Source organism: Gardnerella sp. DNF00983, assembly GCF_049244265.1.
Taxonomy (GTDB): Bacteria; Actinomycetota; Actinomycetes; order Actinomycetales; family Bifidobacteriaceae; genus Bifidobacterium; species Bifidobacterium vaginale_J.
In genome coordinates this window covers 682,729-707,313 of record NZ_CP058392.1, presented here as the reverse complement: position 1 = coordinate 707,313, position 24,585 = coordinate 682,729, and the positions used below count along the sequence as shown (strand labels likewise).

Genomic DNA, 24,585 nt, shown 5'->3' with positions numbered 1-24,585 from the left:
TTATCTTTCAGTAAAAATCCTGAAACTTTAAAACATTTCTTATGAAGGGAAAAGATATGAAAATATTACATAATCGCATTTTTCGTGCGATACTAGCGATGCTTTGTACCGTATGCTGCGTTATGCCGCTTACAGCTTGCGATCGTAGCGATGGTAAAAAAGTAATACGCATTGGTATTAAATTCGATCAGCCTGGTATGGGTTTCAAAAAAGCAGGAACTTACGTTGGCTTCGACGTTGATGTTGCAAAATATGTTGCTAAAAAGCTCGGCTATTCAGAAGATCAAATCGTATGGAAAGAATCACCGTCTAAACAGCGTGAAACAATGCTTCAAAACGGTGATGTCGATATTATTGTTGCAACATATTCCATTACTGACGCTCGCAAGAAAATGGTTTCGTTCGCAGGACCTTACTTTATTGCCGGCCAAGATTTGCTAGTTCGAAAAGATGAGCATAAAGTAAGCGGTCCAAATGATTTGGATGGAAAGCGTTTATGCTCAGTTTCAGGCTCAACATCTGCAATTTCTATTAAAGAGCGTTACTCTTCAAAAGTACAGCTTATGCAACAGCCTGGTTATGCAGAATGTGCAACTGCACTATTCTCAGGAATTGTGGATGCTGTAACTACCGACGATATTATTCTTGCTGGTTTAGCAACCGCTTCTCGAGGTCGTTTAAAGCTTGTAGGCAAGCCATTTACCGAAGAATATTACGGAATTGGCATTAAAAAAGGAAATACAGCCTTAGCTAAGAAAATTAATGCAGCCTTAAAAGAAATGATTAAAAACGGCTCATGGAAACGAGCTCTAGACGACAATTTGCGAGGCACTGGCTTTAAGCCGAACGCAAAGTATAATCCGCCAATTCCTCAAGAAGGAGAGAAGTAATATGCAAGATTTTGTGCAGCTATTTACCTCCTACAATATTCCAGGAGCATTCTTGGTTAATATTGAAATAACTTTATGGAGTGTACTTTTTTCATCAATTATTGGCGTAATTCTTGTTACTATGCGCATTTGCCCTGTTTCATCATTACGCATGATTGCTACAGTTTATGTTGAATTGTTTAAAAACATGCCACTTACCATCATTATGGTTTTCATGGTTTTAGGCGTTTACGCTCAGCTTAAGATAGGATTCTCCTCAATTTTTGAAGTGAATTTCTTCTGGCTGGCAATTGCTGGATTGTCGCTTTATACTGCAGCATTTGTTTGCGAATCTTTGAGATCTGGTCTTAATACAGTGCCTGTTGGTCAAGCAGAAGCTTGCCGCGCTCTTGGATTAAATTTCTTCCAATCTGCAACACAAGTAATTCTTCCACAAACTTTCTGCGGTTCAGTAGCACCATTAGGTAATACATTTATTGCTTTGCTTAAGAATTCTACAGTTGCTGCTGCAGCATCAGTTGCCACAGAGACTTCAACAATGATGAGCGAAATGATTGAGAAACATGCAGATTTGATTGTGCCAATCTTCTTAATTTTCGCTTGCGGATACATTATGCTCATCATTCCTATCGGCATTTTGACTACTTATTTGTCAAATAAGCTTGCTGTGAGAAGGTGATAACAATGGCTAAACAACGTGAACAATCATTATTATTCGATGCTCCAGGTCCAAAAGCTCTTAAGAAAATTCGCATAGCTAATATTATTGCCGGTTGCATTTTTGTTATTTGCATTATTGCTATTCTCGCTCGTTTGAGCAATCCTCCAGAGGGAGAAAACCAACTTTCTTGGATACTTTGGAATCCTGCTCTCGAATCTGAAGCCTGGATTGATTTTTATCTTCCTGGATTATGGATGACACTAAAGGCATCGTTACTTGCAGTAGTTGGTTCTATTGTATTTGGCTTATTCTTCGGACTTTGCCGTTTACTACCTAATTTTATTATTCGTAGTATTTCCGCAATAGTAGTAGAGTTTTGCCGCGCAGTACCAGTATTGATGCTTATGATTTTCTTGTGGAGAGCATTCGCACTTTCTGGTATGAAAGAATCATCTTACTGGGCTGTTGTTTTGGCACTGATTATGTATAACGGTTCTGTTGTTGCAGAACTTGTTAGATCAGGTGTTGGCAACTTGCCAAACGGTCAAAGAGAAGCTTCACTTGCATTAGGATTGAGCGAATACCAATCATTGACACAAATTGAAATGCCTCAAGCAATTATTGCTATGATGCCTGCAGCAGTAACTCAGCTTGTAGTTGTTTTGAAGGATACTGCACTTGGTTCAATTATTATGTACACTGATTTGCTTCAGGAATCGCGCCGACTCGGATCAATGTACTTTAATATTTTGCAAACATTAAGCGTTGCAGGAGTAATATATTTCCTTATTTGCTTGGCATTGTCTTGGTTTGCACAATGGTTGCCATCGCACTTGAAGAATCGAACTGCCGCTCCAACAGAGCCAGAGCCTGTTGCTCCAATTGCTATTATGGATCCTTCTAATGTGAACCAAATGGCAGTTGCTAGCGAAGTTAAAGAGCTTCCTTATGGCGGTACTCCACGTAAGTATCACGTACATCATCGCGGTACGAACGCTTCTATTCACCATTGGCGTCACACTCGTTACTTGCAAGGCTATGACGAGCATCATCTAAAAACTGGCGATGAACCGGAAGAAAATGATGACAACAATGCAGAAAATAACTAAATTTCATATTTAGTAGTATTTAGTAGCAAATTTCTCATAAGCGCAGTCAGTATTTATTATTGGCTGCGCTTATTACTTTCTAACTTGCACTTTCTAACTTGCACTTTCTAACTTTGGTAGAATCATAATAGTATTTAAAAATAACCGTTAAAAGCAATATTTGCGCAGCGACGCACAAATCGCTAAACTATTAAGGTCACATGCATACGAGGAGGCTTTTACATGGATGACGCGTTTGAGTTGTCCGCTGCAAAGATGCGCGAACAAGGCATGAGCGAAATTGCTATTGAACAATTTAAACACTTATATAATGCTTGGAATTTAGATAAATCAGGGGATAAGCCTGCTGAGTTTATTCGCGAGAGCACAGTTGAGCCTATTAAAAGCGTTCCAACTTTCCACGAAATTTACGAAACTATTGATCACGACAAAGCTGTTAACGCATTCGCGAAAACTGCTTTTATCAAATTAAATGGCGGTTTGGGAACGTCTATGGGCTTGTCTTGCGCAAAATCTTTATTACCAGTTCGTAGGCATAAAGCTCGCCAAATGCGCTTTATTGATATTATTATTGGACAAGTTCTTACAGCTCGTCAGCGATTAGGAGTTAATCTTCCGCTTATTTTCATGAACTCTTTCCGCACATCTCACGATACTTTGCAAGTACTAAAGCGCAATCGCAAGTTTGCTCAAGACAATATTCCTGTAGAAATTATTCAACATCAAGAACCAAAATTAGTAGAAGAAACTGGAGAACCTGTTTCTCACGAAGAAGATCGATCTCTTGAATGGTGCCCTCCAGGTCACGGCGATATTTTTTCAACTCTGTGGGAATCTGATTTATTGCATACTCTTAAAGAAAATGGAATTGAGTATTTGTTTATTTCAAATTCTGACAATTTAGGTGCTAGACCGTCGCGCACTCTTGCTCAGCATTTTGAAAATACTGGCGCACCTATCATGATTGAGGTTGCAAAGCGAACGCAAGCAGATCGTAAGGGCGGTCACATTGTTAGGGACGCGCAAACAGGAAGACTAATGCTACGAGAAATGACACAGGTTCATCCTGAGGATCGTAGAAGCGCACAAAGCATTAAAAAACATCCATACTTCAACACAAATAATATTTGGGTTCGTGTAGATGCTCTAGAAGAAAAACTAAAAGAGCACAAAGGAATTTTGCCTTTGCCTGTTATTTTTAATCACAAAACTGTTGACCCAACTGATGAAAGCAGCACACCAGTAGTGCAATTAGAAACAGCAATGGGCGCAATAGCTTCACTTTTCGATGACGCAATTTGCGTAGAAGTTGATCGCATGCGTTTCTTGCCTGTTAAAACAACCAACGACTTATTTATTATGCGATCAGATAGATTCCATCTTACTGATTCATATGAAATGGAAGATGGTAACTATATATTTCCTGATATTGATTTGGATCCACGTTATTACAAAAACATCAATGATTTCAACGAAAGATTCCCATATTCTGTTCCAGCTTTAGCTGCTGCAAAATCAGTAACTATTAGGGGAGATTGGACATTTGGAAATCAAGTTTCAATGTTTGCTGACGCTGTTTTAGAAGATACAGGAGAACCGAGTTATGTGCCAAACGGAGAATTCGTTGGACCGCAAGGAATTGAACCAGACTCTTGGGTTTAAAGCAAATTTCTTGCAAATATGCGATTTTTATTGATAGTAAATAAAATTATCTATAAAAAAGTTATATGGCGTGTCGCGAAAAAATGGCGTATTTTCAACGTTGTTGATGTTCGTGTGAATAAAAAATATATAATTATTAGAAGTTTTTTAAAAAATGTCCACACGTACCGCAAAACACCATTAAAATAGAAAAGGTGTGCGCAATATTGCAACACAAGTTCTGCTGCATTTCGTAGTCGCTTGTTCGCAAAGCGCATAAGTAAATTAATACAAACATGATACGTGAGGACTAATGGTAGAAGGAAGCAACGGAAGGCGACGTTTTTCCGACAAATGGGGCAAACACGAGTTAGATGTACTCGCTGTATTGTCTTCCGCATTCCCGCAATGGCTGACTTCGCGTCAAATTGCACAGCGCGTAAAGGCATATGCAGATTCATACGGTGAGCTTGCAGATCAAGCAGCTAAAGCAGCATTCGCAAAACAATTCCAGCGAGATCGTGCAAAGCTTGCTGCTATGGGTATTGCAATCGAATCTAGGCAGCCAGAATATTCTTCAAAGTCCGAAGGTCAAGATTTTGCGTCTTATCGTTTGCAATTAGGCGATGAACCTCGCGTACGTTTACGTTTCGACCAATCTGAATTACCAGTTTTAGCTGCAGCAAATTATCTTGCTCGTTCAATGTCTATTTCTTCTCTTGATTCAGGTCAACACGAGCAACAGCGTACTTCTCGCACTGCTCCTAGAGTTCCACAAACTCCTATTCCTGGCTTAGGCTTAGATTCAATCGCACCTGGTCTTGGAACGCAAATGCTACCTGATTCTTTGGTAAAAGTTATTGATTCTCGAAGGTTTGCCGCAACTGTGGATGTCGATGGCGAACATTTAAACGTTGCTTATACTGATGCTGACGACTTAGCGATGTTTGTGCTAGAACATCCTGGCTCTAGCGTAGTAAGTCCTCAAGAAGCAGTTGATGCTTTCCATCGCCGTTTGCACGCAGCAGTTAATTTTGCTCAATGTGACGAAAATGAGCAAAAAGATGAAGAAGATGCTGTACAAGAAGCGCAAAATATTGAAGAACAAAATAGCGACACTGATAAATCGCATACAAAAAAAGGTTCCTCATTCCAAACTGGAAGTGAAGTAGATCGTAGGCTTCGATTAATGCTTTTCTTGTCTGCTCATCTTGGAGAGGAATTCCCATTAGACGAGCTTGCTGAGCGTTTTATTGGTAGACCAAAAAGCGATGATGAACTTCGTCGATTTGTTACAATTCTTCACAAAGATATAAATACTCTTACTACTGTTTCTGACGATGGGGAAATGGCAGGAAGCCAATTCTTTGATATAGATTGGACTCTTCTTGAGAACGAGGGAATTGTTTCTGCTACTAACTCTTTAGGCTTGGAAAGACTTGCTGGAATTTCACAGCAATATTTGAGCATGCTTACTGCGTCTGCTAATTATTTGGCACATTCTTTGCTTTTGCCTATTGAGCAGCGCACTCAAGCTGAATCCTTGTATAAGCGTCTTCGCCGTCATGTTCTTCCTGGTCAAACTCCATGGCTGAGTTTAACAGGTTACGAAATTGAGCCTCGAAATTGCTCTATTGTTCGCAGTGCTATTAACTCTGGATCTTTGCTAGATATGGAATACACTGACGGGGCAGGGCGTATTCGTCGCAAGATTGTTGCGCCGTCGAAGATTTACGTTGATGAAGGCGTTTACTATGTTGCAGTATGGACTGATGTAGAGCAGCAAACACCAGAAGATAAACGTGAATTTGTTGCTAAAGATACAACAATTAATAAAGCAAATGGCTTGCCTCGCATTTGGCAAGTTCTTCGCGTAGCACGTATTGAACGTGCAGAAGTTGTAGAACCTGTATCTCAAGTTGAAATTCCAGATGTTCCAGTTAGTGAACTTCGCAAGTGGAGCTTTGATAACGGCACTGAAACTTGCTTTATTACCGATGAAACAGAATTGAACTTTTTGAAGAATCTTTCTGGAGCCACTATGGAAACTTGTGGCAGCGGAGTAAAAGTCCATCTTACTGTTTCTTCTGATTCATGGTTCGTTGCATTTTGCATTGCTCACGCACGTCATATTACAGCTGTTGCTCCTGAAACATTGCGTAGTATGATTATTGCTCGCGCTCAACGTGAATTAAGCGTTAATCACGCTGATAATGCGAATACAGAGGAATAACAATGCCTTGGTGGATTTGGCTACTCATAACGGTTTTTATGCTGATCATGGTAGCGCTCGGAGTTGTTATTGTCGTTTTAAGCGCAATAAAAATAGCTAGAGTCTGCTTTGGCATTTCCGAAGATGTTTCTTCTAGATTCGAACGTTTGCATGAACCAAATAAAGAAGATAATGAGAATCCTCGAGATCCATTATTTACACTTCCTATTAAAGATGCAACGAATCGATATGAGCGAACGCACACAAAAGTTATTGAGCGTCATCAAAAAATTCGCGAGAATCACCGTAGCATATGGCAGCATTGGGATAAAAAATCTCTTCGCGAAGAAGACATTCAGCTATAACATATAAGAAAGCGACTAATACTTTTTATGTCTCATTTATCACATAAAAAAGACTGCAAAAATAAAACAAGCAATCCAACTGACTGCAATGAGAATGATGTAGTATTATCTCCTTCACAACGTTTCGCAGCTTTTAAAAATACAATGAAGCACGAGCGCTCGATGGCATCTAAATTTGAGCGTTCTTTGTCTTTTGAACTTGATGATTTTCAACTTGAAGCTATTGATGCACTAGAAAATGGCAATAATGTTTTAGTTGCTGCTCCTACTGGAGCTGGTAAAACTGTTGTTGCGGATTTTGCTGTATTTCTTGCGCAAAATCGTAATGTAAAAGCTTTTTACACAACACCTATTAAAGCTTTAAGCAATCAAAAATATCACGATTTCTGCGAACTGTACGGCTCAGACAGAGTAGGGTTATTAACTGGCGATACTTCTGTAAATCCTGAAGCAGACATTGTTGTAATGACTACTGAAGTTTTAAGAAATATGCTTTACGAGCATTCGATTACGTTACAATCTTTAGGTTTTGTCATTCTTGACGAAATTCATTATCTTGCAGATAAATTCCGCGGAGCCGTGTGGGAAGAAGTTATTATTCACCTTCCAAAATCGGTGAAAATTATTGGGTTGTCTGCAACTGTTTCAAATGTTGAAGATTTTTCTGCATGGCTAGAATCAGTGCGTGGAGAAACTCATTTGGTTGTTGACGAACACAGACCTGTGCCTTTAGAAAGACATGTTGTTATTCAAGAGGATTCTGCAACTGAGCCTGAGCTACTCGATTTATACGACCATGACAATAATGGAAACGTAACTAAGCGCGTTAACCCTGCATTGACTAGGAAACTTAATGAATTTGAGTACCGTGCTCGTCGCCGTAAAGAATCTTACAGCGATAGCAAATACCGTTACAGAAAAGGTAAGAAGCACAGTGCTAACGGGGGAGTTGCGCAATTAGATAAATGTGCAAAACGACATACTCCTCGTCGATGGGCTGTTATTGACGAATTAGATTACTTGGGAATGCTGCCAGGAATTTATTTCATATTCTCTCGTTCCGGATGCGATCAAGCTGTTCAACAATGTTTAAACGCAGGATTAATACTTACATCTGATGAAGAAATGTACGAAATCCGTAAAATTGTCGACAGCATGGTTGCAAATCAACTTTCTAAAGAAGATTTACATGCTCTAAGTTTTGAACGTTTTCGTTTTGCTCTCGAACAAGGATTTGCAGCACATCATGCAGGTATGATTGCGTTATTCCGTCACATTGTTGAAACGCTATTTGAACGCGGGCTTATTAAAGTTGTTTTTGCAACAGAAACACTTGCTTTAGGCTTAAATATGCCAGCTCGAAGCGTTGTTGTAGAAAAGCTAGTAAAATTTGACGGCACTGGGCATGTACCTCTTACGCCTGGAGAATTTACGCAACTTACAGGTCGTGCTGGAAGACGTGGAATTGATGATATTGGTTACGCAATTCTTGTAGATCATGCTGATTTCGTCCCTCAACAAGCTGCAGCACTTTCTAGTAAACGCGTATACCCACTACATTCCAGCTTCATTCCTACGTTTAATATGGCAGTTAATTTGCTGAACTCAAGCGATGCAGATACTGCTAGAACAACACTAGATCGTTCTTTTGCTCAATGGGAAGCTAATGCTTCTGCTGAACGTTTACATAATCGCATGAACGAACTTGAAACAGCTCTTAAAGGCTATGAAGAAGCATTTCACTGCGAGCATGGGAATTTTGCTGAGTTTTTACAATTACGCATGAAGCTTAAAGAAGCTCAACACGATCAACGCCGTAAACTTAAACATACTTTATTCCGCACAGATGCAGAACGCACAGCAGCGTTTAAAACGCTGGATGTTGTTATTGCAAATCTTAGAGAAGCTGAGAGAACGCATCCGTGTGCAGGTTGTGCAGATATTCAGCAACATTTGCGTTGGGGCTACCATTGGATTAGAGAACATAAGGAACTTGATCAAGTACGTGAACGCTACGAATCTCGTACCGGTTCTGTTGCTAGAACTTTTGACCATATTTGTGACGTATTGTACAGTTTGGATTATTTACAATCTGAAGATTCTTCACAAAACCAAATTTTGCACCTTACTGAGCGCGGTCAATTGTTAAGAAGGTTGTATAACGAACTAGACATTGTATTTGCTGAAGCTATTTGCGAAGGAATTTTTAATGATCTTTCGCCGCTTGAATTATTATCGTGCTTGTCTGCATTAGTTTATGAATCTAGAGGACCTGCAGGGGGAGAACCTAGACGATATCCAGGCGGCAAGGATGGCGCGATATTTAATACAGTATTGCGAATGAAAGAATTGTTTATGCGTACTAGCGCATTATGCGCAGACGCTCATTTGCCAGCGTTAAGACCGCTTGAATTTGGTGCTGTAGATATTATGTACGATTGGGCTAATGGTGCTGATCTAGCCGAAATTTTGCGCAATACTGACAGCACTGGAGGAGATTTCGTGCGTCAAGCTAAACGTCTTATTGATTTACTTACTCAACTTTTCGCAGCAGGAGAATATTTACAATCTATAGATGGCGTAGATAAAAATCTTGCTTCGTGCGCTTATGAAGCTGCAAAACTATTAAACCGTGGAGTTGTAGCATACTCAGATGTATAAGTATGAGCATATACAAATAAAACGCATGTATTTTGTATATATAAATCGTTTTTATATATATAGTCCGTGCAATTCGGTAATTTTATAAAGTACTACACAAGGAGATACTATGGCAGAACGCAGTTTACGCGGTATGAGCATTGGTGCGAAATCATTAGAATCTGACGATAATGTAGATTTCGCTGCACGAAATGATGTTGTGTATGTGTGCCCAAAGGGACATCGCACGATTCTTCCTTTTGCTCAAGGCGCAGAAATTCCTGAAGAGTGGGAATGCCGCTGCGGCACGATTGCACATCGCGAAGGCGAAGATGATCGCCCAGATGATGATTTCAACAAGCCGTCTAGGACGCATTGGGATATGCTGCTTGAACGTCGTAGTGAAGAAGAATTAAAAACTTTGCTAGACAAGCGTCTAAAAATGCATCATGAGGGCTGGATTCCTGACTATGAGTGAATTCTCAGTGCCTTCAGGATGCACTAGTCGTCGCATTATTCTGCTTGATCTTGATGGCACATTAACAAAGTCAGATGCTGGTATTATTACTTGCGCAAAGCTTGCATTAAAAGAATTGAAACAGCCTATACCGGACGATGCTGAAATGCACCGTTTTATAGGTCCTTCAATTTTAGAATCTCTTCAACGCAATAATGTTCCTGAATCGCTGCTAGCAAAGGGACTTGCTACGTATCGCAAGTATTATTCTGAAGTAGCAACTTTTGACGATCCTAATAATCCTGGTAAAAAAATTCCAGGATGCCTACTTAACAAAGTATACGATGGAATACTTGAGCAACTCACAAAACTTCGTGAAGCTGGATATTATTTAGCAACCGCATCTTGCAAGCCAGAATATCAAGTAAAGCCTATTTGCGATTATTTTGGTTTGACGAAGTATCTTGACGGAATTTATGGCGCCAGCAAAGATATGTCGCGTATTAGCAAAACTCAAGTTATTCGTTATGTTTTTGATGAGATTGATTACAATCCAGAAAAAGGCGACAGAGCTTTGATGGTTGGAGACCGCTGGACTGATGCTGACGGAGCAAAAGATTGCGGCTTGGATTGCTTGGGATGCGCATGGGGTTACGCTGAGCCTGGAGAGCTTGAAGCACACGGATCTTACAGAATAATTGATAGCGTAAGCGAATTAAGCACTGCAATTTGCGAATATTTCGCTTAATCTAATCAGAATTTTGTCGTAACGGCTTTTTCTTTACACGTGCGTAAAGTTTCGGTCGGATTTTAGTGAGAAAACGACAGTTTCTTTACATGCGTGCACAGTTTCTGTCGTTTTTTGGCTGTATTCCGACATTTACTTTACAACGCTGCACAGTTTCTGCCGGTTGAGCTTATTATTTAACTAAATTTGCTTGATATTTATCCGATAATGTACGTTATGTCAAATTAGCGATAATAATCAAACACAACCAACAAAATCTCACACTACTATCAAATAATATCCCTACGATACTTCTTGCTAAATAATCTAAGACTTGCAGCTTCTGTACGCACAAAATAGCATTACAAAAATATTGACAAAAATAAGCGCGATAATAATCACATATGACGCAATTAACGTCGATCTCATTAATAACCAATAATCGTCACAAACAAATCCAAAATCGCGAACAATATGCAAAAGCATGTACGCAAGCATTGCGCAAGGAAGCCCACAACAATGTGTAATAACAATACTCCAAGGCATTAAACCAATAGAATTTCGCTTCTTATTACTATTGCTAATACTATTTGATTTCAAATAAGCATTTTTTCGAAATTTTACTAAAAAACGCACGCAAGCAAATAAACTATATAAAAACAATGCTACTGAAGCAAACCAGCAAATAACAGCGATAATAACAACTACAAACATGCCATTATCCCCACGTTTCCTGAACAAGACTCCATGAGTTTGAAGATGTATGAGAAGTAGGTTTTGAATAAGATTTGCGAGTAGACTTACTACTTTTTTCTTCAACTTGCGTAGCGTCAACAGAATTTTCAGAAGATAAGTCCTCTTCAACTCTAGAAACAATGCGACCAACAGCAATAGCAAATACTGCTAAACCAGAAGCAAGCATACGACGCATATTATCTTGATTCTCATCGCACTCTTGAACAGACTGACCATCACAAATAATAGTCATATTTCTCAAACGCTCTTCTGAGTATCGATTAAGAAAAATAATAGCCGTAGTAACATTAACTAAATTAACGCCAGCATCGAGCAACCTTTTAGCTACAGCCATAATCGCAATATCCTTAAAAGAATACAAACGACGAGAACCAGAACCGCTAGATGCATGAATTGAAGGCTCTATAATGCTTTTACGAGCCCAATAATCGAGTTGCCGGTAAGTAATACCGGCAACCTTCATAGCGACACTACCACGGTATCCTGAAGCGTGATCAGCAGACAAGGAAAAGTTAAAAAGCTCCCCCTGTACTGCATTAATCACATTATCGGACTGTGACTGCGTCATGTGCGAAAAATACCAGTCTGAATTTGCCAATCATAATTTCATCGCCATTATGCAGCACTGATTCATCAACACGTTCACGATTTACATACGTACCGTTTAGACTTCCAGAATCTGAAATGCTAAACACGCCATTATGGCGCTTAAACACTGCATGCGCACGCGAAACAGTAGAATCGTCTAACAAAATATCAGCATGCGAATCGCGTCCAACTGTTACTAAATCTTCATCGAGAAGATAGCGAGAACCAGACACTGCTCCCCTAGTTGAAATCAACAACGCAGTACCAGGAAGTAATTTCGCTATAGTATCAAAATCATCCTGTTGCATAGGACGATCTGAAGTTGTATTCATTGGAATATGAATAGCTGGCATACCAATAATAGTGGTTTCGCCAGCTGTAGGAATCGGTTCAGTCATACTTGCTATTCTACCTTGTTACTCGACTGGTTTTGCATATTCGTACTGTTTTGGTTCGCGTGTCGAAGTAATTTCTACTTCATCAGGCACTGAAACCATTACAGAAGAACCAAATTTAATTTTTAAACGCGACCCAACACCGCCTGCAATATTAACAGCATTTTGCAAATTCTGAGGGTCACCAATTGCTTTCACAATATAAGGAGGATCAATCATAATATTGTCGCATATAAGACCATGCTTAGTTTGCGAAATATAGCTTGAAGTAACTATTCTCACACCGTTAATAGACATAACTTCTACGCCAGCATTTCGCAATTCCTCTATTAGCTGAAACATCGTAGCGGCATCAATATTCTCTTTTTCGCCTGCAGTAATGTGAACTACAATACCTTTACCTACTGCCGGCAGACGTCCAGAAATAAGACCATTTGCTTGAGCATTCTGCTGAGCAATACGACGAGCTTCATCTTGTTTATCTACTGCTTCACGCAACGAATTGAGCTGACCTGTTAATTCACTTTTTCGGCTTTCCAAACTTTGAATTTGAGAATGAGTTTCTGTAATAAGACGCGTCAACTCCTCTTCGCTCATTGTTTCATACAAAAGTGAGTTACTACGATTAACTTGAATCATGTACGCAAAACCTAATAAAGCGCAGAGCAACATCATTAAAAAGCCCGTAAATATACGCGCTCGAGTCACGTGACCACTCAGCGAAGATTTTACTTTACGATGAACTGCTGGGAAAGATCCAGTTTGAGTTTCATCACTTTCACGATCATGCGCTTTTTGACGACGCATTTTATGAAGAATATCATCATCTTGTGGAGAATGAGAAAACATTGAAACCATATGCTAACTCCTGAAGATGAAACGACGAATTGCAGAAACGTTAGAGAAAATACGAATTCCTAAAACAACGATAACTGCAGTTTGCAATTGTGCACCTACGCCAAGCTGATTTCCAAGCAAAACAAGCAACGTAGCTGCTATAACGTTTGAGAAGAATGAGATAACAAAAACTTTATCCGAAAAGTTTCTTTCAAAATATGCACGTGCAGCACCAAGCAACGCATCTAGTGCTGCAACGACCATAATAGGTAAGTAAGGCTGAATGACAATAGGAATATCTGGATGAACAACAACTCCAATTAATACTCCCAAAATTAATCCAAAAATCGCTGCCATGCTTATCTCCTAATTCTCTCGTTGGCAAAACTAATATCGCCTGTGCTTGCTGCACTTAGTCGTATAACTCTCGAAGGTGAAACCTGTGGATTAATGCCTGCATTAACTAAAGATGCGTACCATTTCATGCGCTTCATATCATTGCATTGTTTAATCAAATCATCAGAATCGCCAATAACTTCAATAACATATGGGCTTTGAGTTTGATTAACTCCAATAAGAATAGTTTGACCAGCAACACGAATAGAAGTTTGTGCTCCGAGTCTATGCCCGTTAACGGAAATAGCTTCAGCGCCTGCTTTCCACAATAATGACACAAATTGTTGAATATCACGATCTGTAACTAATCGCATTCTTGCGCCGTTACTTTCGCGAGGTAAAGAACCACTATTCACATCGCTCGAAGCAGAAATAGGATTAGCAATAGTTAAAGTAATCCCAGAACCTTCTACAGCATGAGTGCCATTAACCATATCATCTGATTTACTAACTTCATCCTCTTCAGGCGTAGTAATTTTTTGCGACTCATGATCTACGTTATTTCTCAATGACGTTACTTCTTCTACAAGCTTATCGAAACGAGACGTATAACCAGACAACTCATTAGCTAATGAAGAACGTATTGCTTTTCTAGGATCAGTGTGCAATTTGCGAACAAACTGGCTACCAACAGTACCAATAGAAACACACAATAAAAATACTATAGCTCTAGTGAACCACAGATTAAATAGTTTAACAGGCTGTTTACTTAACCTTGCATCCATAAACATTGGATCAACTGGACGATTAGTTAAATCATCAATAAGACGCAAAGCATAGTCATCAATATAACGGCTACGATCATGATTGTGAGCAAAACCACTGGGAGCCATTACAACGTGATGCGTTGAAATACCAGTAAATGAGTGCGAGAATAATGCCCTACGCCTAGTTAACGACATTCCATCAGGAGCATCAAAAGATATTGGCATAGTGCTTTTGTGAGACGTATGCTTTACATCTAAATCTTTAATACTATCTTTTAAACTAACAAATTCATCTTGCTTAGTCATATGTGCGTACACGCCTTATTTAGTTTTTTCTTGACTTAGCAAGTAGTAAATAAGCTTGCATATAGTAAAGCAAGCCAGCATACCAATATAGAGCAATACCCCACACTCCACATGCAAGTGCAGCAGCATAAAGCACGAACATAGACTCAGTAGATACAGCATAAACAATCATTAAAGAAACGATTGAAAGCATAAGAAGCGCTGTGCCAGCTTTACCTACGAAGTTAACAGGCAAAGGACCATAATCTCTTTGCGCAAGTACTATTACAAGTACAGCCATAATAGCATCACGCAATACTACTAATAAAAGTGCCCACCAAGGGATAATCATTGCAATAGCTAAAGCTAGAGTACTGCAAAAAATCAATAGACGATCAGCTATAGGATCAAGAATTTGACCCAACTTGCTAACTTGATTCAAAGTACGAGCAAGATAGCCATCAAGACAATCAGAAAACGCAGATATTGCTAAAACAATAAGAGCAAAAGTCATTTGATGTTGTGTAATAAGCCAAGCAATATACGGAATTGAACATATGCGCAAAAAACTGATTAGATTAGGTATTGTCAAAACTCGATTCATTGCTTCAGGACTATATTCCTGATTAATAACGAACTTAGTCATAATATCTTCCTCATCGAAATCACTCAACTAATCAGCATATATTCGCATCAAAAACTCGCTTGTTGTGCAATACTTAACATGTTGGGGACATATTTCATGTCCCCAACACACATCTAATATTTATTCACGCCAAGCAGCTTTAGCAGTATTACGAATAGCTTCAATCGCTTCTTTAGGACTTTCTGCTCCATAAACTGCAGAACCTGCAACAAGCACATCAGCACCAGCTTCAGCAACTATTGCTGCAGTCGAAGGGCTAACTCCTCCATCAACCTGAATATGAGTCTGCAATCCGCGACGAGTAATTTCGTCACGTAAACGGCGAACCTTATTCATTTGATTAGCTAAGAACTTCTGTCCACCGAAACCAGGCTCAACAGTCATAATAAGAACCATATCGAATTCATCAAGAATATCGAAAATAGGTTCAACTGGTTCCGCAGGGCGCACAGCAAAGCAAGCTTTACAGCCCATATCGCGAAGCTGACGAGCTAATCTCACTGGAGCATGAGTAGCACCCATATGGAAACTCACAGAAGCAGCTCCAAGCTTAGCGTATTCTGGAGCCCAACGATCTGGATCCTCAATCATCAAATGTACGTCAACTGGAAGTTTAGTAACCTCACAAATTCGCTTAACAATTGGCTCACCCAAAGTCAAGTTAGGTACAAAGTGATGATCCATTACATCGACATGAACAAGATCCGCATTAGATATTGCATCGAGGTCACGCTCAAGATTGCAAAAATCTGCGGAAAGAATGCTAGGTGCTATTTGTATATTCATGTGTACTATTCTAGAAAATGCAAGCGACTAGTTTTATAAAAACAAGATTTTTAAAATTGCTTTTTCAAATACTTGAATCTTACTTACTAGAAGTGTTCTGAGACTCACGTTCTCTTTCGTCTGAAGTTATATCTATAAGTCGTTCAACAAGAGACTCACGAGTACTAGTACTATTTTGCAGCAAAGCAAAAGCAACAGTTGCACAAATGAATACGATAATAGAAACCCAAACATTAATGCGCACACCTAAGAAAACATGTGAAAAATCAATTCGCAATGCCTCAATCCACACGCGTCCAATTGTGTACCACATAACATAAAGTGCGAATACAGAACCGGCTTTTAACTTCTTAGCTATAACTTTGCCAAAATAAATAAGCAATGCAGCACCGATGAAATTCCAAATCATCTCGTACAAAAATGTTGGATGGAATAATGTTCCAGCCGGGCAGGTTAAACCATCGTAGCAGCGCTCAGCATGACCAATAGCTTGAGTGGCATTATAGTTTAATTTCAAACCCCAAGGCAATGTTGTTGGAGCTCCATAAAGTTCCTGATTAAACCAATTTCCAAGTCTACCTATGCCTTGTGCAATAAGTATTGCAGGAGCGGCACAATCAGCTAGTAATCCAATAGGATATTTACGATACTTGCATAAAGCGCAAGCAGCTAATGCGCCTAAGAATATGCCACCCCAAATTCCTAGACCACCGTTCCAAATTCTAAAAATTTCTAAGAAATCACCATGAGATCCAAAGAATCTTTCTGGAGTTGTAATTACGTGGTACAAACGCGCACCAATTATTCCAGCAGGAAGACTGACTAAAACAAGATCAAGTATCTGGTTAAAATCTCCTCCAAGACGTTTCCATCGACGCGTAGTAATCCACATTGCAATCAAAATACCAGCAAGAATACTAAGAGCGTAAAACTTTATGTTTACAAAGCCAAGAGAAAATTGCGAAATACTTGGCGACGGAATAAAACTGACTGTCATGGCGTCGATATTAGCCTAAGCCCACGATTGTGACAGATAAATTTAGAAATGAGCAAGTTGCAAAAGCACAAGCAGCACAGGACCGCACAGCAAAATAGAATCTACTCGGTCAAGAACACCACCATGACCTTTTAGCAAATGTCCCATGTCTTTAATACCAATATCTCTTTTAAGCATAGAAGCACACAAGTCACCAAATGTGCCAACAATTCCAGAAGAAATACCCATAACTAATGGCATCCACCAGAAATTGAACCAAGAGGAACCATAAAAACCTGCAATAATTGCGTATGCTCCTATAATCGCAAAAAGCATTGAGCCTATTAAGCCCTCTACAGACTTCTTAGGAGAGATTCGCGGAGAAAGCTTATGTTTACCCAACCACGCACCAGCAAATAATCCGCCAGTGTCACTTAATGCAGGTAAAAATACCAAAAGCATAGCGTGAGCAACTGCGTATTTTGTATTTGTAAGAGCTAACACAATGCAAGAAGCTAAAAGTGGAATGTACAACACTACGAATAGCGAAACAGACATATTCGTAAATAAAGTATGCTCGTATGATGAGCGGTTAGAACCATCGAGCTTTTTTTCTACAGCTTGCATTGTTCTATTTGAAATAGTACTGCTAAGAGTCGCACAAATTACTGTAAGAAGCAAAGATGCAGTAATTCCACTAGCCATAGCAACAGCATGCCATTTTGCATAGTAGGTTGCAAAAATAGTTACAAGCGAACATATTGATAACGTCACGAAAGGAATACGCAAACCGAGAGTTGCAAAATCAACATGTAATTCCCACAATGCCAGAACCATAAAAATGGCCATAAGCACTATAAAGACATCAATGCTAATAATTAAGCAAGAAACAATTGCTACAACTAGTATTGCGGCAGTAGCAATTGCTTGAGGCATATTCCTGCCTGTGCGACGATTAATATCACTTAAAGTTTCATGGGTGCCATGTGTAGCAGTAGCTGCTTTGTCAGAAGATAATCTTACTTCTGATGCAGTTTTTTCAGCGTCTGCTTTATTGACTCCATTGGCAAAATTATGCTGTTTTAGTTGACTCATACGGCACCCATTCAGTTTGAAACTACAAAAATCTCAGACTTCCATAATTTCTTTTTGCTTACCTTCAAGCAAAACGTCTAAAGAATCAGTAACTTGCTTAGTTACTTTATCAAGCTCTTTTTGTAAACGATCGCCTTCATCTTCGCCAAGTTCACCGTCTTTAACAGACTTGTCAATAGATTCTTTAGCTTTGCGACGAATATTGCGAACTGCGACTTTGCCTTCTTCTGCTTTATTCTTAGCAAGCTTGACGTATTCCTTGCGACGCTCTTCCGTAAGCTCTGGCATAGTAACACGAATAACATTGCCATCACGATTAGGGCTTACGCCTAAATCAGAATCGCGAATGGCTTTTTCAACAGCATTCGCTTGAGAAGCATCAAAAGGCGTAACTGAAAGGGTTCTAGGCTCTGGAACACCAATAGATGCAACAGCTTTAATTGGAGTTGGAGCACCATAATAATCAACCATAATTCCGTTTAGCAAAGCAGGATTAGCACGACCGGTACGAATACCCATAAAATTCTCTTTAGTAGCTTCAACAGACTTATTCATCTGTTCACGGGCTTGATCAATTATTGCTGACATGTGTTCTCCTTTATAATATTTAAGCAAATGTTGGCTCTGCATTAGACACTAAAGTGCCAATAGATTCTCCAACAAGAGCACTAGTTACGTTACCTTCGCCTTCGAGACCAAAAACACGAATTTTTTGATTATTATCGCGAGCCATAGAAAGCGCAGACGCATCCATAACAGCTAAACCATCGACGATAGCACGCTTATAGTTTAATGTTAGGAACTTACGAGCAGTAGAATCTTTACGAGGATCAGCACTATATACGCCATCCACACCATTCTTGCCCATAAGAACTTCATCGCAATGAATTTCCAATGAACGTTGAATAGAAACAGTATCTGTTGAGAAGTATGGCATTCCGGCACCAGCACCAAAAATAACCACACGACCCTTTTCAAGGTGACGAATTGCTTTCAACGGAATATAAGGTTCTGCAACCTGACCCATTGTAATAGCAGTTTGTACGCGAGTTGCTTGCCCTGCTTGCTCAAGAAAATCCTGAAGAGCCAAGCAGTTCATTACAGTGCCCAACATACCCATGTAATCGCCACGGCTACGATCAATACCTGCTTGCTGCAGTTCTGCTCCCCTAAAGAAGTTACCGCCGCCGACAACAATAGCAACCTGAACGCCTTGATTGACTGCAGCTACTATTTCGCCGGCAATCCTACGAATAACATTAGTATCAATACCAACAGCGCCACCACCGAATGCTTCTCCAGAAAGCTTTAATAAAACCCTACGGGACTTTCTTTCATCCGTTTGTGCAATAGCCATACAGATTCCTCCAGTCATAACGGCGAATGAGGTATATCTTTGTCAGTTTATCTATCAATAACGACACTCAAAACGCACGTTAAGCTGGAAAATGAATATAAAAAATGGGTTGCGCACAACTTGTGCACGCAACCCTATATACAAGAACAAAAATAAATTCTTATATAATTAGTGCTTATTCAGCAGCACCCTTGCCAACCTCAACGCGAGCAAAGGCAAAAGCGGTGCCGCCAACTTCCTTGAACAAGTCACCAACGCTCTTGGATGGATCCTTAACGTATGCCTGCTCGAGAAGTACAGTTTCCTTGAAGAAGGCGTTCATACGTCCTTCAACAATCTTTGGAACAATCTTCTCTGGCTTGCCTTCAGCCAAGGACTTCTCGGTTGCAACGCGACGCTCAGATTCCAAAACTTCTTCTGGAACATCTTCGCGGCGAAGCCACTGTGCACCCATAGCGGAAATCTGCAAAGCAGCTTCGTGAGCAACCTTTGCGCCAGCTTCGTCAGTAGCAATCATGGAAACGATGCTTGGAGGCAATTCCACAGACTTCTTGTGAGCATAAATCTCAACGTGTGGACCGCTTACCTTAGCAACCTGACCAACCTTGACGTGCTCGCCGAACAAAGCTGCTGCTTCTTCAACAGATTCCTTAACAGTTGCACCATCAGCTGGAGCTGCAAGTACTTCTTCAGCAGTAGAAGCATCAGCTTCAACAGCATGGTCAAGAACAGTATTTGAGAATTCCACAAACTTTGGTGTCTTTGCAACAAAGTCGGTTTCAGAATTCAACTCAACTGCGTAACCAGTTTCGCCTTCAGCAGACTTAACAACCTTAGAAGCGATGGTACCTTCCTGAGCCTTGCGACCTTCACGCTTACCAGCTGCTTGAATACCCTTAGCGCGGATGATTTCCTTAGCGCGGGCAACGTCGCCTTCAGCTTCAGTAAGAGCCTTTTTAACGTCCATCATGCCGGCGCCAGTTTCTTCGCGCACCTGCTTAATCAACGCTGCAGTAATTGCTGCCATTTTGTTCTCCTCGTATCAATATGATTCTTAAAAGCTGCAAAAAGCAAAATCAATTGGATTTTGCAGCTTCTAAATAAGAATCTGGTTGCAAATTAGCTTATCAGGCGTTTGCCTCAGTATTTTCTTCCTTGGCAGGCTCAGCTTCAGCTTCGCCTTCCTTGGTGAGCAATTCCTTCTCCCAAGCTGCCATTGGCTGAGCATCATTACCTTCAGACTTAGCGCCCTTACCGGCATGCTCAAGCAAACCTTCAGCTACAGCATCAGCCATCAAGCTAGTCAATAACTCAATGCCACGAATAGCATCGTCGTTTGCAGGAATTGGATACTCAACAGCCTCAGGATCAGTGTTGGTATCAACAATTGCTACAACTGGGATACCAAGCTTGTGAGCTTCTTCAACAGCCAAAGCTTCCTTGTTAATATCAACAACGAACATGGCGGATGGAGTGCGGTTCATGTTGCGAATACCACCGAGCTGCTTGGAAAGCTTGTCCTTCTCGCGCTCGAGAAGCAAAAGTTCCTTCTTAGTCAAGCCGGATCCACGAACATCGCTGAAGTCCATTTCCTCAAGTTCCTTCAAGCGCTTTACGCGAGTAGAAACAGTCTGGAAATTGGTCAACATACCGCCAAGCCAACGCTCGCAAACATAAGGCATGTTTACGCGAGTTGCCTGATTCTGTACAGCTTCTTGAGCCTGCTTCTTAGTGCCCACGAAGAGAACAGTGCCGTTGTGAGCAACAGTCTGCTTGATGAAGTCATAAGCCTTGTCGATCATGTCGAGAGACTTGAACAAATTGATGATATGAATACCATTGCGCTGGGTAAGAATGAACTGCTTCATCTTTGGGTTCCAGCGACGAGTCTGATGACCGAAGTGCAAACCAGCCTTCAGCATTTCGCTCATGGTAATCTGTGCCATATCTATATACCTTTCTTGTCGGTTATTTCCTGGCCATGTCTGTTCGCATGCAACTTGGTTAACACATGTCTAAATCCAAGCCGACCGACACGAACGGACGCGTACATGGCGCGTATTTGCGAATCCGTGTAGACAATAAAAAGCGAGCAATCATACAACGCGGCAATACTCATGCTCAAAATGGACACGCAAAGAGCGATTATATCAGATACTCAATACTAAAAATCGGCATTCTTGTAGCAATAAAAGCAACAAAAACGCCGATAATTTTTAAAAAATTATTTACGCATAAAGCATAAAAACTAAAACTTAGTTACGCATATTATTGCGCAACTCACGCAACGCTTGACGGCGCACGTCCTTTTCAAGCCTATCTAAATAAATATGACCATCTAAATGATCACACTCATGCTGAATCATTCTAGCCATAAGACCTTCACCTTCAAGCACTACAGTCTTACCATCTAAATCAATTCCACGAGCTCTAGCATAATTTGCGCGCCTAGTTTTGTACCATAATCCCGGAACAGAAAGGCAACCCTCGTCGTCGTACTGTTCACCTTTTAGCTCTTCAATTACTGGATTTAGAATATAGCCGATTCGACCATTTATGTTGTAAGAAAAAGCTCTAAAACTTACACCAATCTGATTAGCAGACAATCCAGCTCTACCTGGGTCATTTACCGTTTCCAATAAATCATCAACTAAATGTTTCACAGCTGGCGTAATTTCACGAATCTCATCACAAGGAGTTCGCAATACAGGATCCGGAACAATACGAATTTTTCTAATAGACACTCGATTACTCTTTCTTTTCTTTAAGTAGGAATAATGAAAAACAACTACAAATATGCAAGCTCTTTACTCGACATGTTCATTATTATCACTATGCGATGTCGAAGAGGAATCTGATGAAGATTCTTCACCAAAATGCTTCAAATGATTCGCAGCTTGATCGATAGCTTGACGAACTCGAGGAGTTACAGCTTCCTGAGCTTGCTTAACAGTCTCTTGTGCTTGCTTAACAGTCTCAGTAGTTTTATCGAGAATCTTTACAGTTGCTGGCAAAGGACGAGTATTAGGCTTTGGAGCATACAATTGCGTTTCGATAATATCAGCATAGCGAGCAAGAATCTTCGGACGAACAATCTTCATACTTGGAGTCAAGGTTCCAGCATCTTGAGTAAATTCATCTTGCAAAATAACAAACTTACGAACAGACTCAGCGCGAGAAACAGTACTATTAGCTTGGTCAATAAATTGCTGAACTACTGAACGCACAGCATCGTTAGCAGCAATCTCACTCATAGTAAGGTTGACATCCATTCCCTTATTCTTTAGCCAAGAACGAACCATATCTGGATCAAGCTCAATTAAAGCAGACACAAATGGCTTACCATCGCCCACTACTACAGCATGAGAAACTAATGGGCATTGAGCAATAATACCCTCCATAGGAGCAGGACTTATATTCTTGCCACCAGCAGTAATAATAATATCTTTTTTGCGACCAGTAATAGACAAGAATCCTTCATCATCTATTGAACCAAGATCGCCTGAATGTAACCATCCATCTTCGTCAATAACTTCTGCAGTAAGCTCGGGCTTATTGAAATATCCCATAAATACGTTAGGACCTTTAATAAGCACTTCATCATCGTCAGCAAGACGAATAGTTATACCAGGACCAGGTCGACCTACAGATCCAACTTGATTTGCATGCTCAAAATTAACTACGCAAGGAGCAGCAGTTTCAGTCATTCCATAGCCTTGAATAAAAGTAATACCGTCAAGACCATTAAAGAAATGAGCCAAATCAGCATCCATTGGAGCTCCACCGCAAGCTAACCATGAAAGATTAGGGCCTAAAGCTGAACGAATAGAAGAACCAACTGTTTTCATGTACATTGCATGATTCATGCGCGCAGCAAGAGAATGGGTTTTACCTTCAACATTGTCGCGAGACCATTGAATGAAATGCTTTACAGCTTTAGCAAAGATACGACCCTTTATGCCAGCACCAGCTTTTTGTGACGCAGCGTTATAAACTTTTTCAAAAACCCTAGGAACGCCAAGTAAATACGTAGGCTTAAAACTACGCAAATCAGCCAAAAGATGCTTAGCATTAGGCACATATCCAATAACGCCATGAGCACCGATTGCAACATATTGAATGTAGCGAGCAAAACAATGCGCTAATGGAAGGAATAAAAGCAAACGATTTGGCTTGCATAGCATATCGCTAAGAACATCATAACCAGCAAAAACAATATGCGTAAAATTACGATTTGAAAGCATTGCGCCTTTAGGTCTACCAGTCGAACCAGAAGTGTAAACAATAGTAGCTAAATCATCTGCCTTAACAGCATCAACAGCTTTATTAAGCTCATCATCAGTAATAGATTTACCAAAATCAACAACTGCTTCCAAGCCGCCAGCTTTGAAATTAAATACAGTTTTCAAAGTTATGCGTTTATGATCCTGGCGAACACGCTCTAAGCATTGAGCGTGCGCATCGTCTCCAGCAAAAGCAATAACTGGCTTAACTTCATCGATAATGTCAGCTGCCTGTAATGCTGAATCTGTTTCATAAATAGGAACGCTTACAGCACCAATGCATGCACAAGCAAAATCGGTAATACCCCACTCATAGCATGTAGCAGAGTAAATAACAACTTTGGAGCCATGCTGAACTCCGAGTGCTATTAAGCCTCGAGCTACTGCACGAACTTTCGCGAGCATTTCAGATGAAGTAACATCATGCCAACGACGAGTTTCATCGTCTTGCCATTGAGCAACCACGTCTTGTGGGTTACGCATAGCACGATTGGCGAGTAAGGAATAAATGGTATCACCGTCTTGAGTTGGGTGAATGGCTTCTACAGCAAATTCTCGGAGCATATTATTTATTGTACTTGATAACAGAATCGACACGACTGCACGAAGTACAAAAAATAATACTTAATATTGTCATTTATAAACAAACACTGATAAAACTTAGATTCTACAAGTCGTACAAGTTAGAATATTTAATCTTTAAAAACAAATCCCCTTATTGCTGAAATTGTTAGAAAATCAACAAATCAAGCAATAAGGGGTTCATATTTTTTGAA

At 40.1% G+C, this 24,585-nt stretch carries 24 protein-coding genes; 9 read left to right on the top strand and 15 right to left on the bottom strand.

Annotated elements, in window-relative coordinates:
• Positions 1-56: 56 nt before the first annotated feature.
• The 9 genes from HXT34_RS02610 to HXT34_RS02570 all read left to right on the top strand — a co-directional run bounded on the left by HXT34_RS02610 (position 57) and on the right by HXT34_RS02570 (position 10,723).
• Positions 57-890, top strand: coding sequence for a glutamate ABC transporter substrate-binding protein (locus HXT34_RS02610; RefSeq protein WP_421785352.1), 834 nt, complete (start codon positions 57-59; stop codon positions 888-890).
• A 1-nt stretch (position 891) separates the two neighbouring features.
• The gene (locus HXT34_RS02605) at positions 892-1,569 is read left to right on the top strand and encodes an ABC transporter permease subunit (protein WP_415682978.1); all 678 of its coding nucleotides are present in this window, start codon (positions 892-894) and stop codon (positions 1,567-1,569) included.
• Positions 1,570-1,574: 5 nt separating this feature from the next.
• Positions 1,575-2,660 carry an amino acid ABC transporter permease gene (locus tag HXT34_RS02600; protein ID WP_415682977.1) on the top strand — a complete coding sequence of 362 codons (1,086 nt, stop codon included), beginning with the start codon at positions 1,575-1,577 and terminating at the stop codon, positions 2,658-2,660.
• Between the two features lie 222 nt (positions 2,661-2,882).
• A complete protein-coding gene (locus HXT34_RS02595) occupies positions 2,883-4,322 on the top strand; it encodes a UTP--glucose-1-phosphate uridylyltransferase (protein WP_415682976.1) in 1,440 nt (479 codons plus the stop codon).
• A 292-nt stretch (positions 4,323-4,614) separates the two neighbouring features.
• Positions 4,615-6,534 carry a helix-turn-helix transcriptional regulator gene (locus tag HXT34_RS02590; RefSeq protein WP_415682975.1) on the top strand — a complete coding sequence of 640 codons (1,920 nt, stop codon included), beginning with the start codon at positions 4,615-4,617 and terminating at the stop codon, positions 6,532-6,534.
• Positions 6,535-6,536: 2 nt separating this feature from the next.
• A complete protein-coding gene (locus HXT34_RS02585; protein ID WP_415682974.1) occupies positions 6,537-6,878 on the top strand; it encodes a hypothetical protein in 342 nt (113 codons plus the stop codon).
• Positions 6,879-6,905: 27 nt separating this feature from the next.
• Complete coding sequence (locus tag HXT34_RS02580) at positions 6,906-9,539, top strand: DEAD/DEAH box helicase (RefSeq protein WP_421785349.1); 2,634 nt, start codon at positions 6,906-6,908, stop codon at positions 9,537-9,539.
• Between the two features lie 109 nt (positions 9,540-9,648).
• Positions 9,649-9,996 carry an RNA polymerase-binding protein RbpA gene (locus HXT34_RS02575; protein ID WP_119487198.1) on the top strand — a complete coding sequence of 116 codons (348 nt, stop codon included), beginning with the start codon at positions 9,649-9,651 and terminating at the stop codon, positions 9,994-9,996.
• Positions 9,989-10,723 carry an HAD hydrolase-like protein gene (locus HXT34_RS02570; RefSeq protein ID WP_410299648.1) on the top strand — a complete coding sequence of 245 codons (735 nt, stop codon included), beginning with the start codon at positions 9,989-9,991 and terminating at the stop codon, positions 10,721-10,723. Before HXT34_RS02575 ends, HXT34_RS02570 begins: the two co-directional genes overlap by 8 nt.
• A gap of 697 nt (positions 10,724-11,420) precedes the next feature.
• On the opposite strand, the gene HXT34_RS02565 is transcribed toward HXT34_RS02570, so the two are convergent.
• The 15 genes from HXT34_RS02565 to HXT34_RS02495 form a co-directional block, all read right to left on the bottom strand.
• On the bottom strand, positions 11,421-12,026 hold the full coding sequence (locus tag HXT34_RS02565; protein ID WP_064340297.1) for a MerR family transcriptional regulator: 606 nt from the start codon (positions 12,024-12,026) through the stop codon (positions 11,421-11,423).
• Positions 12,004-12,444, bottom strand: coding sequence for an FHA domain-containing protein (locus tag HXT34_RS02560; RefSeq protein WP_004108920.1), 441 nt, complete (start codon positions 12,442-12,444; stop codon positions 12,004-12,006). Before HXT34_RS02560 ends, HXT34_RS02565 begins: the two co-directional genes overlap by 23 nt.
• An 18-nt stretch (positions 12,445-12,462) precedes the next feature.
• A complete protein-coding gene (locus HXT34_RS02555; RefSeq protein WP_119526595.1) occupies positions 12,463-13,299 on the bottom strand; it encodes a DUF881 domain-containing protein in 837 nt (278 codons plus the stop codon).
• 3 nt (positions 13,300-13,302) lie between these two features.
• The gene (locus HXT34_RS02550) at positions 13,303-13,635 is read right to left on the bottom strand and encodes a small basic family protein (protein WP_004106615.1); all 333 of its coding nucleotides are present in this window, start codon (positions 13,633-13,635) and stop codon (positions 13,303-13,305) included.
• 2 nt (positions 13,636-13,637) lie between these two features.
• On the bottom strand, positions 13,638-14,687 hold the full coding sequence (locus HXT34_RS02545) for a DUF881 domain-containing protein (RefSeq protein WP_421785345.1): 1,050 nt from the start codon (positions 14,685-14,687) through the stop codon (positions 13,638-13,640).
• A 19-nt stretch (positions 14,688-14,706) separates the two neighbouring features.
• A complete protein-coding gene (locus HXT34_RS02540) occupies positions 14,707-15,312 on the bottom strand; it encodes a CDP-alcohol phosphatidyltransferase family protein (RefSeq protein WP_415686838.1) in 606 nt (201 codons plus the stop codon).
• Between the two features lie 120 nt (positions 15,313-15,432).
• Complete coding sequence (rpe, locus tag HXT34_RS02535; protein WP_415682970.1) at positions 15,433-16,098, bottom strand: ribulose-phosphate 3-epimerase; 666 nt, start codon at positions 16,096-16,098, stop codon at positions 15,433-15,435.
• Between the two features lie 79 nt (positions 16,099-16,177).
• Complete coding sequence (lgt, locus tag HXT34_RS02530) at positions 16,178-17,095, bottom strand: prolipoprotein diacylglyceryl transferase (protein WP_419399382.1); 918 nt, start codon at positions 17,093-17,095, stop codon at positions 16,178-16,180.
• 42 nt (positions 17,096-17,137) lie between these two features.
• Complete coding sequence (locus tag HXT34_RS02525; RefSeq protein WP_415682968.1) at positions 17,138-18,169, bottom strand: phosphatidate cytidylyltransferase; 1,032 nt, start codon at positions 18,167-18,169, stop codon at positions 17,138-17,140.
• Between the two features lie 33 nt (positions 18,170-18,202).
• A complete protein-coding gene (gene frr, locus HXT34_RS02520; protein WP_004106603.1) occupies positions 18,203-18,757 on the bottom strand; it encodes a ribosome recycling factor in 555 nt (184 codons plus the stop codon).
• Positions 18,758-18,776: 19 nt separating this feature from the next.
• Complete coding sequence (gene pyrH, locus HXT34_RS02515) at positions 18,777-19,526, bottom strand: UMP kinase (protein ID WP_415682967.1); 750 nt, start codon at positions 19,524-19,526, stop codon at positions 18,777-18,779.
• A gap of 175 nt (positions 19,527-19,701) precedes the next feature.
• Positions 19,702-20,553, bottom strand: a complete 852-nt coding sequence (gene tsf / locus HXT34_RS02510; protein ID WP_415686836.1) for a translation elongation factor Ts — start codon at positions 20,551-20,553, stop codon at positions 19,702-19,704.
• 100 nt (positions 20,554-20,653) lie between these two features.
• Complete coding sequence (rpsB, locus tag HXT34_RS02505; RefSeq protein ID WP_119526583.1) at positions 20,654-21,472, bottom strand: 30S ribosomal protein S2; 819 nt, start codon at positions 21,470-21,472, stop codon at positions 20,654-20,656.
• Positions 21,473-21,781: 309 nt separating this feature from the next.
• Positions 21,782-22,270, bottom strand: coding sequence for a peptide deformylase (locus HXT34_RS02500; RefSeq protein ID WP_415682965.1), 489 nt, complete (start codon positions 22,268-22,270; stop codon positions 21,782-21,784).
• Between the two features lie 63 nt (positions 22,271-22,333).
• Entirely contained in the window at positions 22,334-24,373 is a 2,040-nt protein-coding gene (locus tag HXT34_RS02495; RefSeq protein WP_421785340.1) for an AMP-dependent synthetase/ligase, read from the bottom strand.
• Between the last annotated feature and the right edge of the window lie 212 nt (positions 24,374-24,585).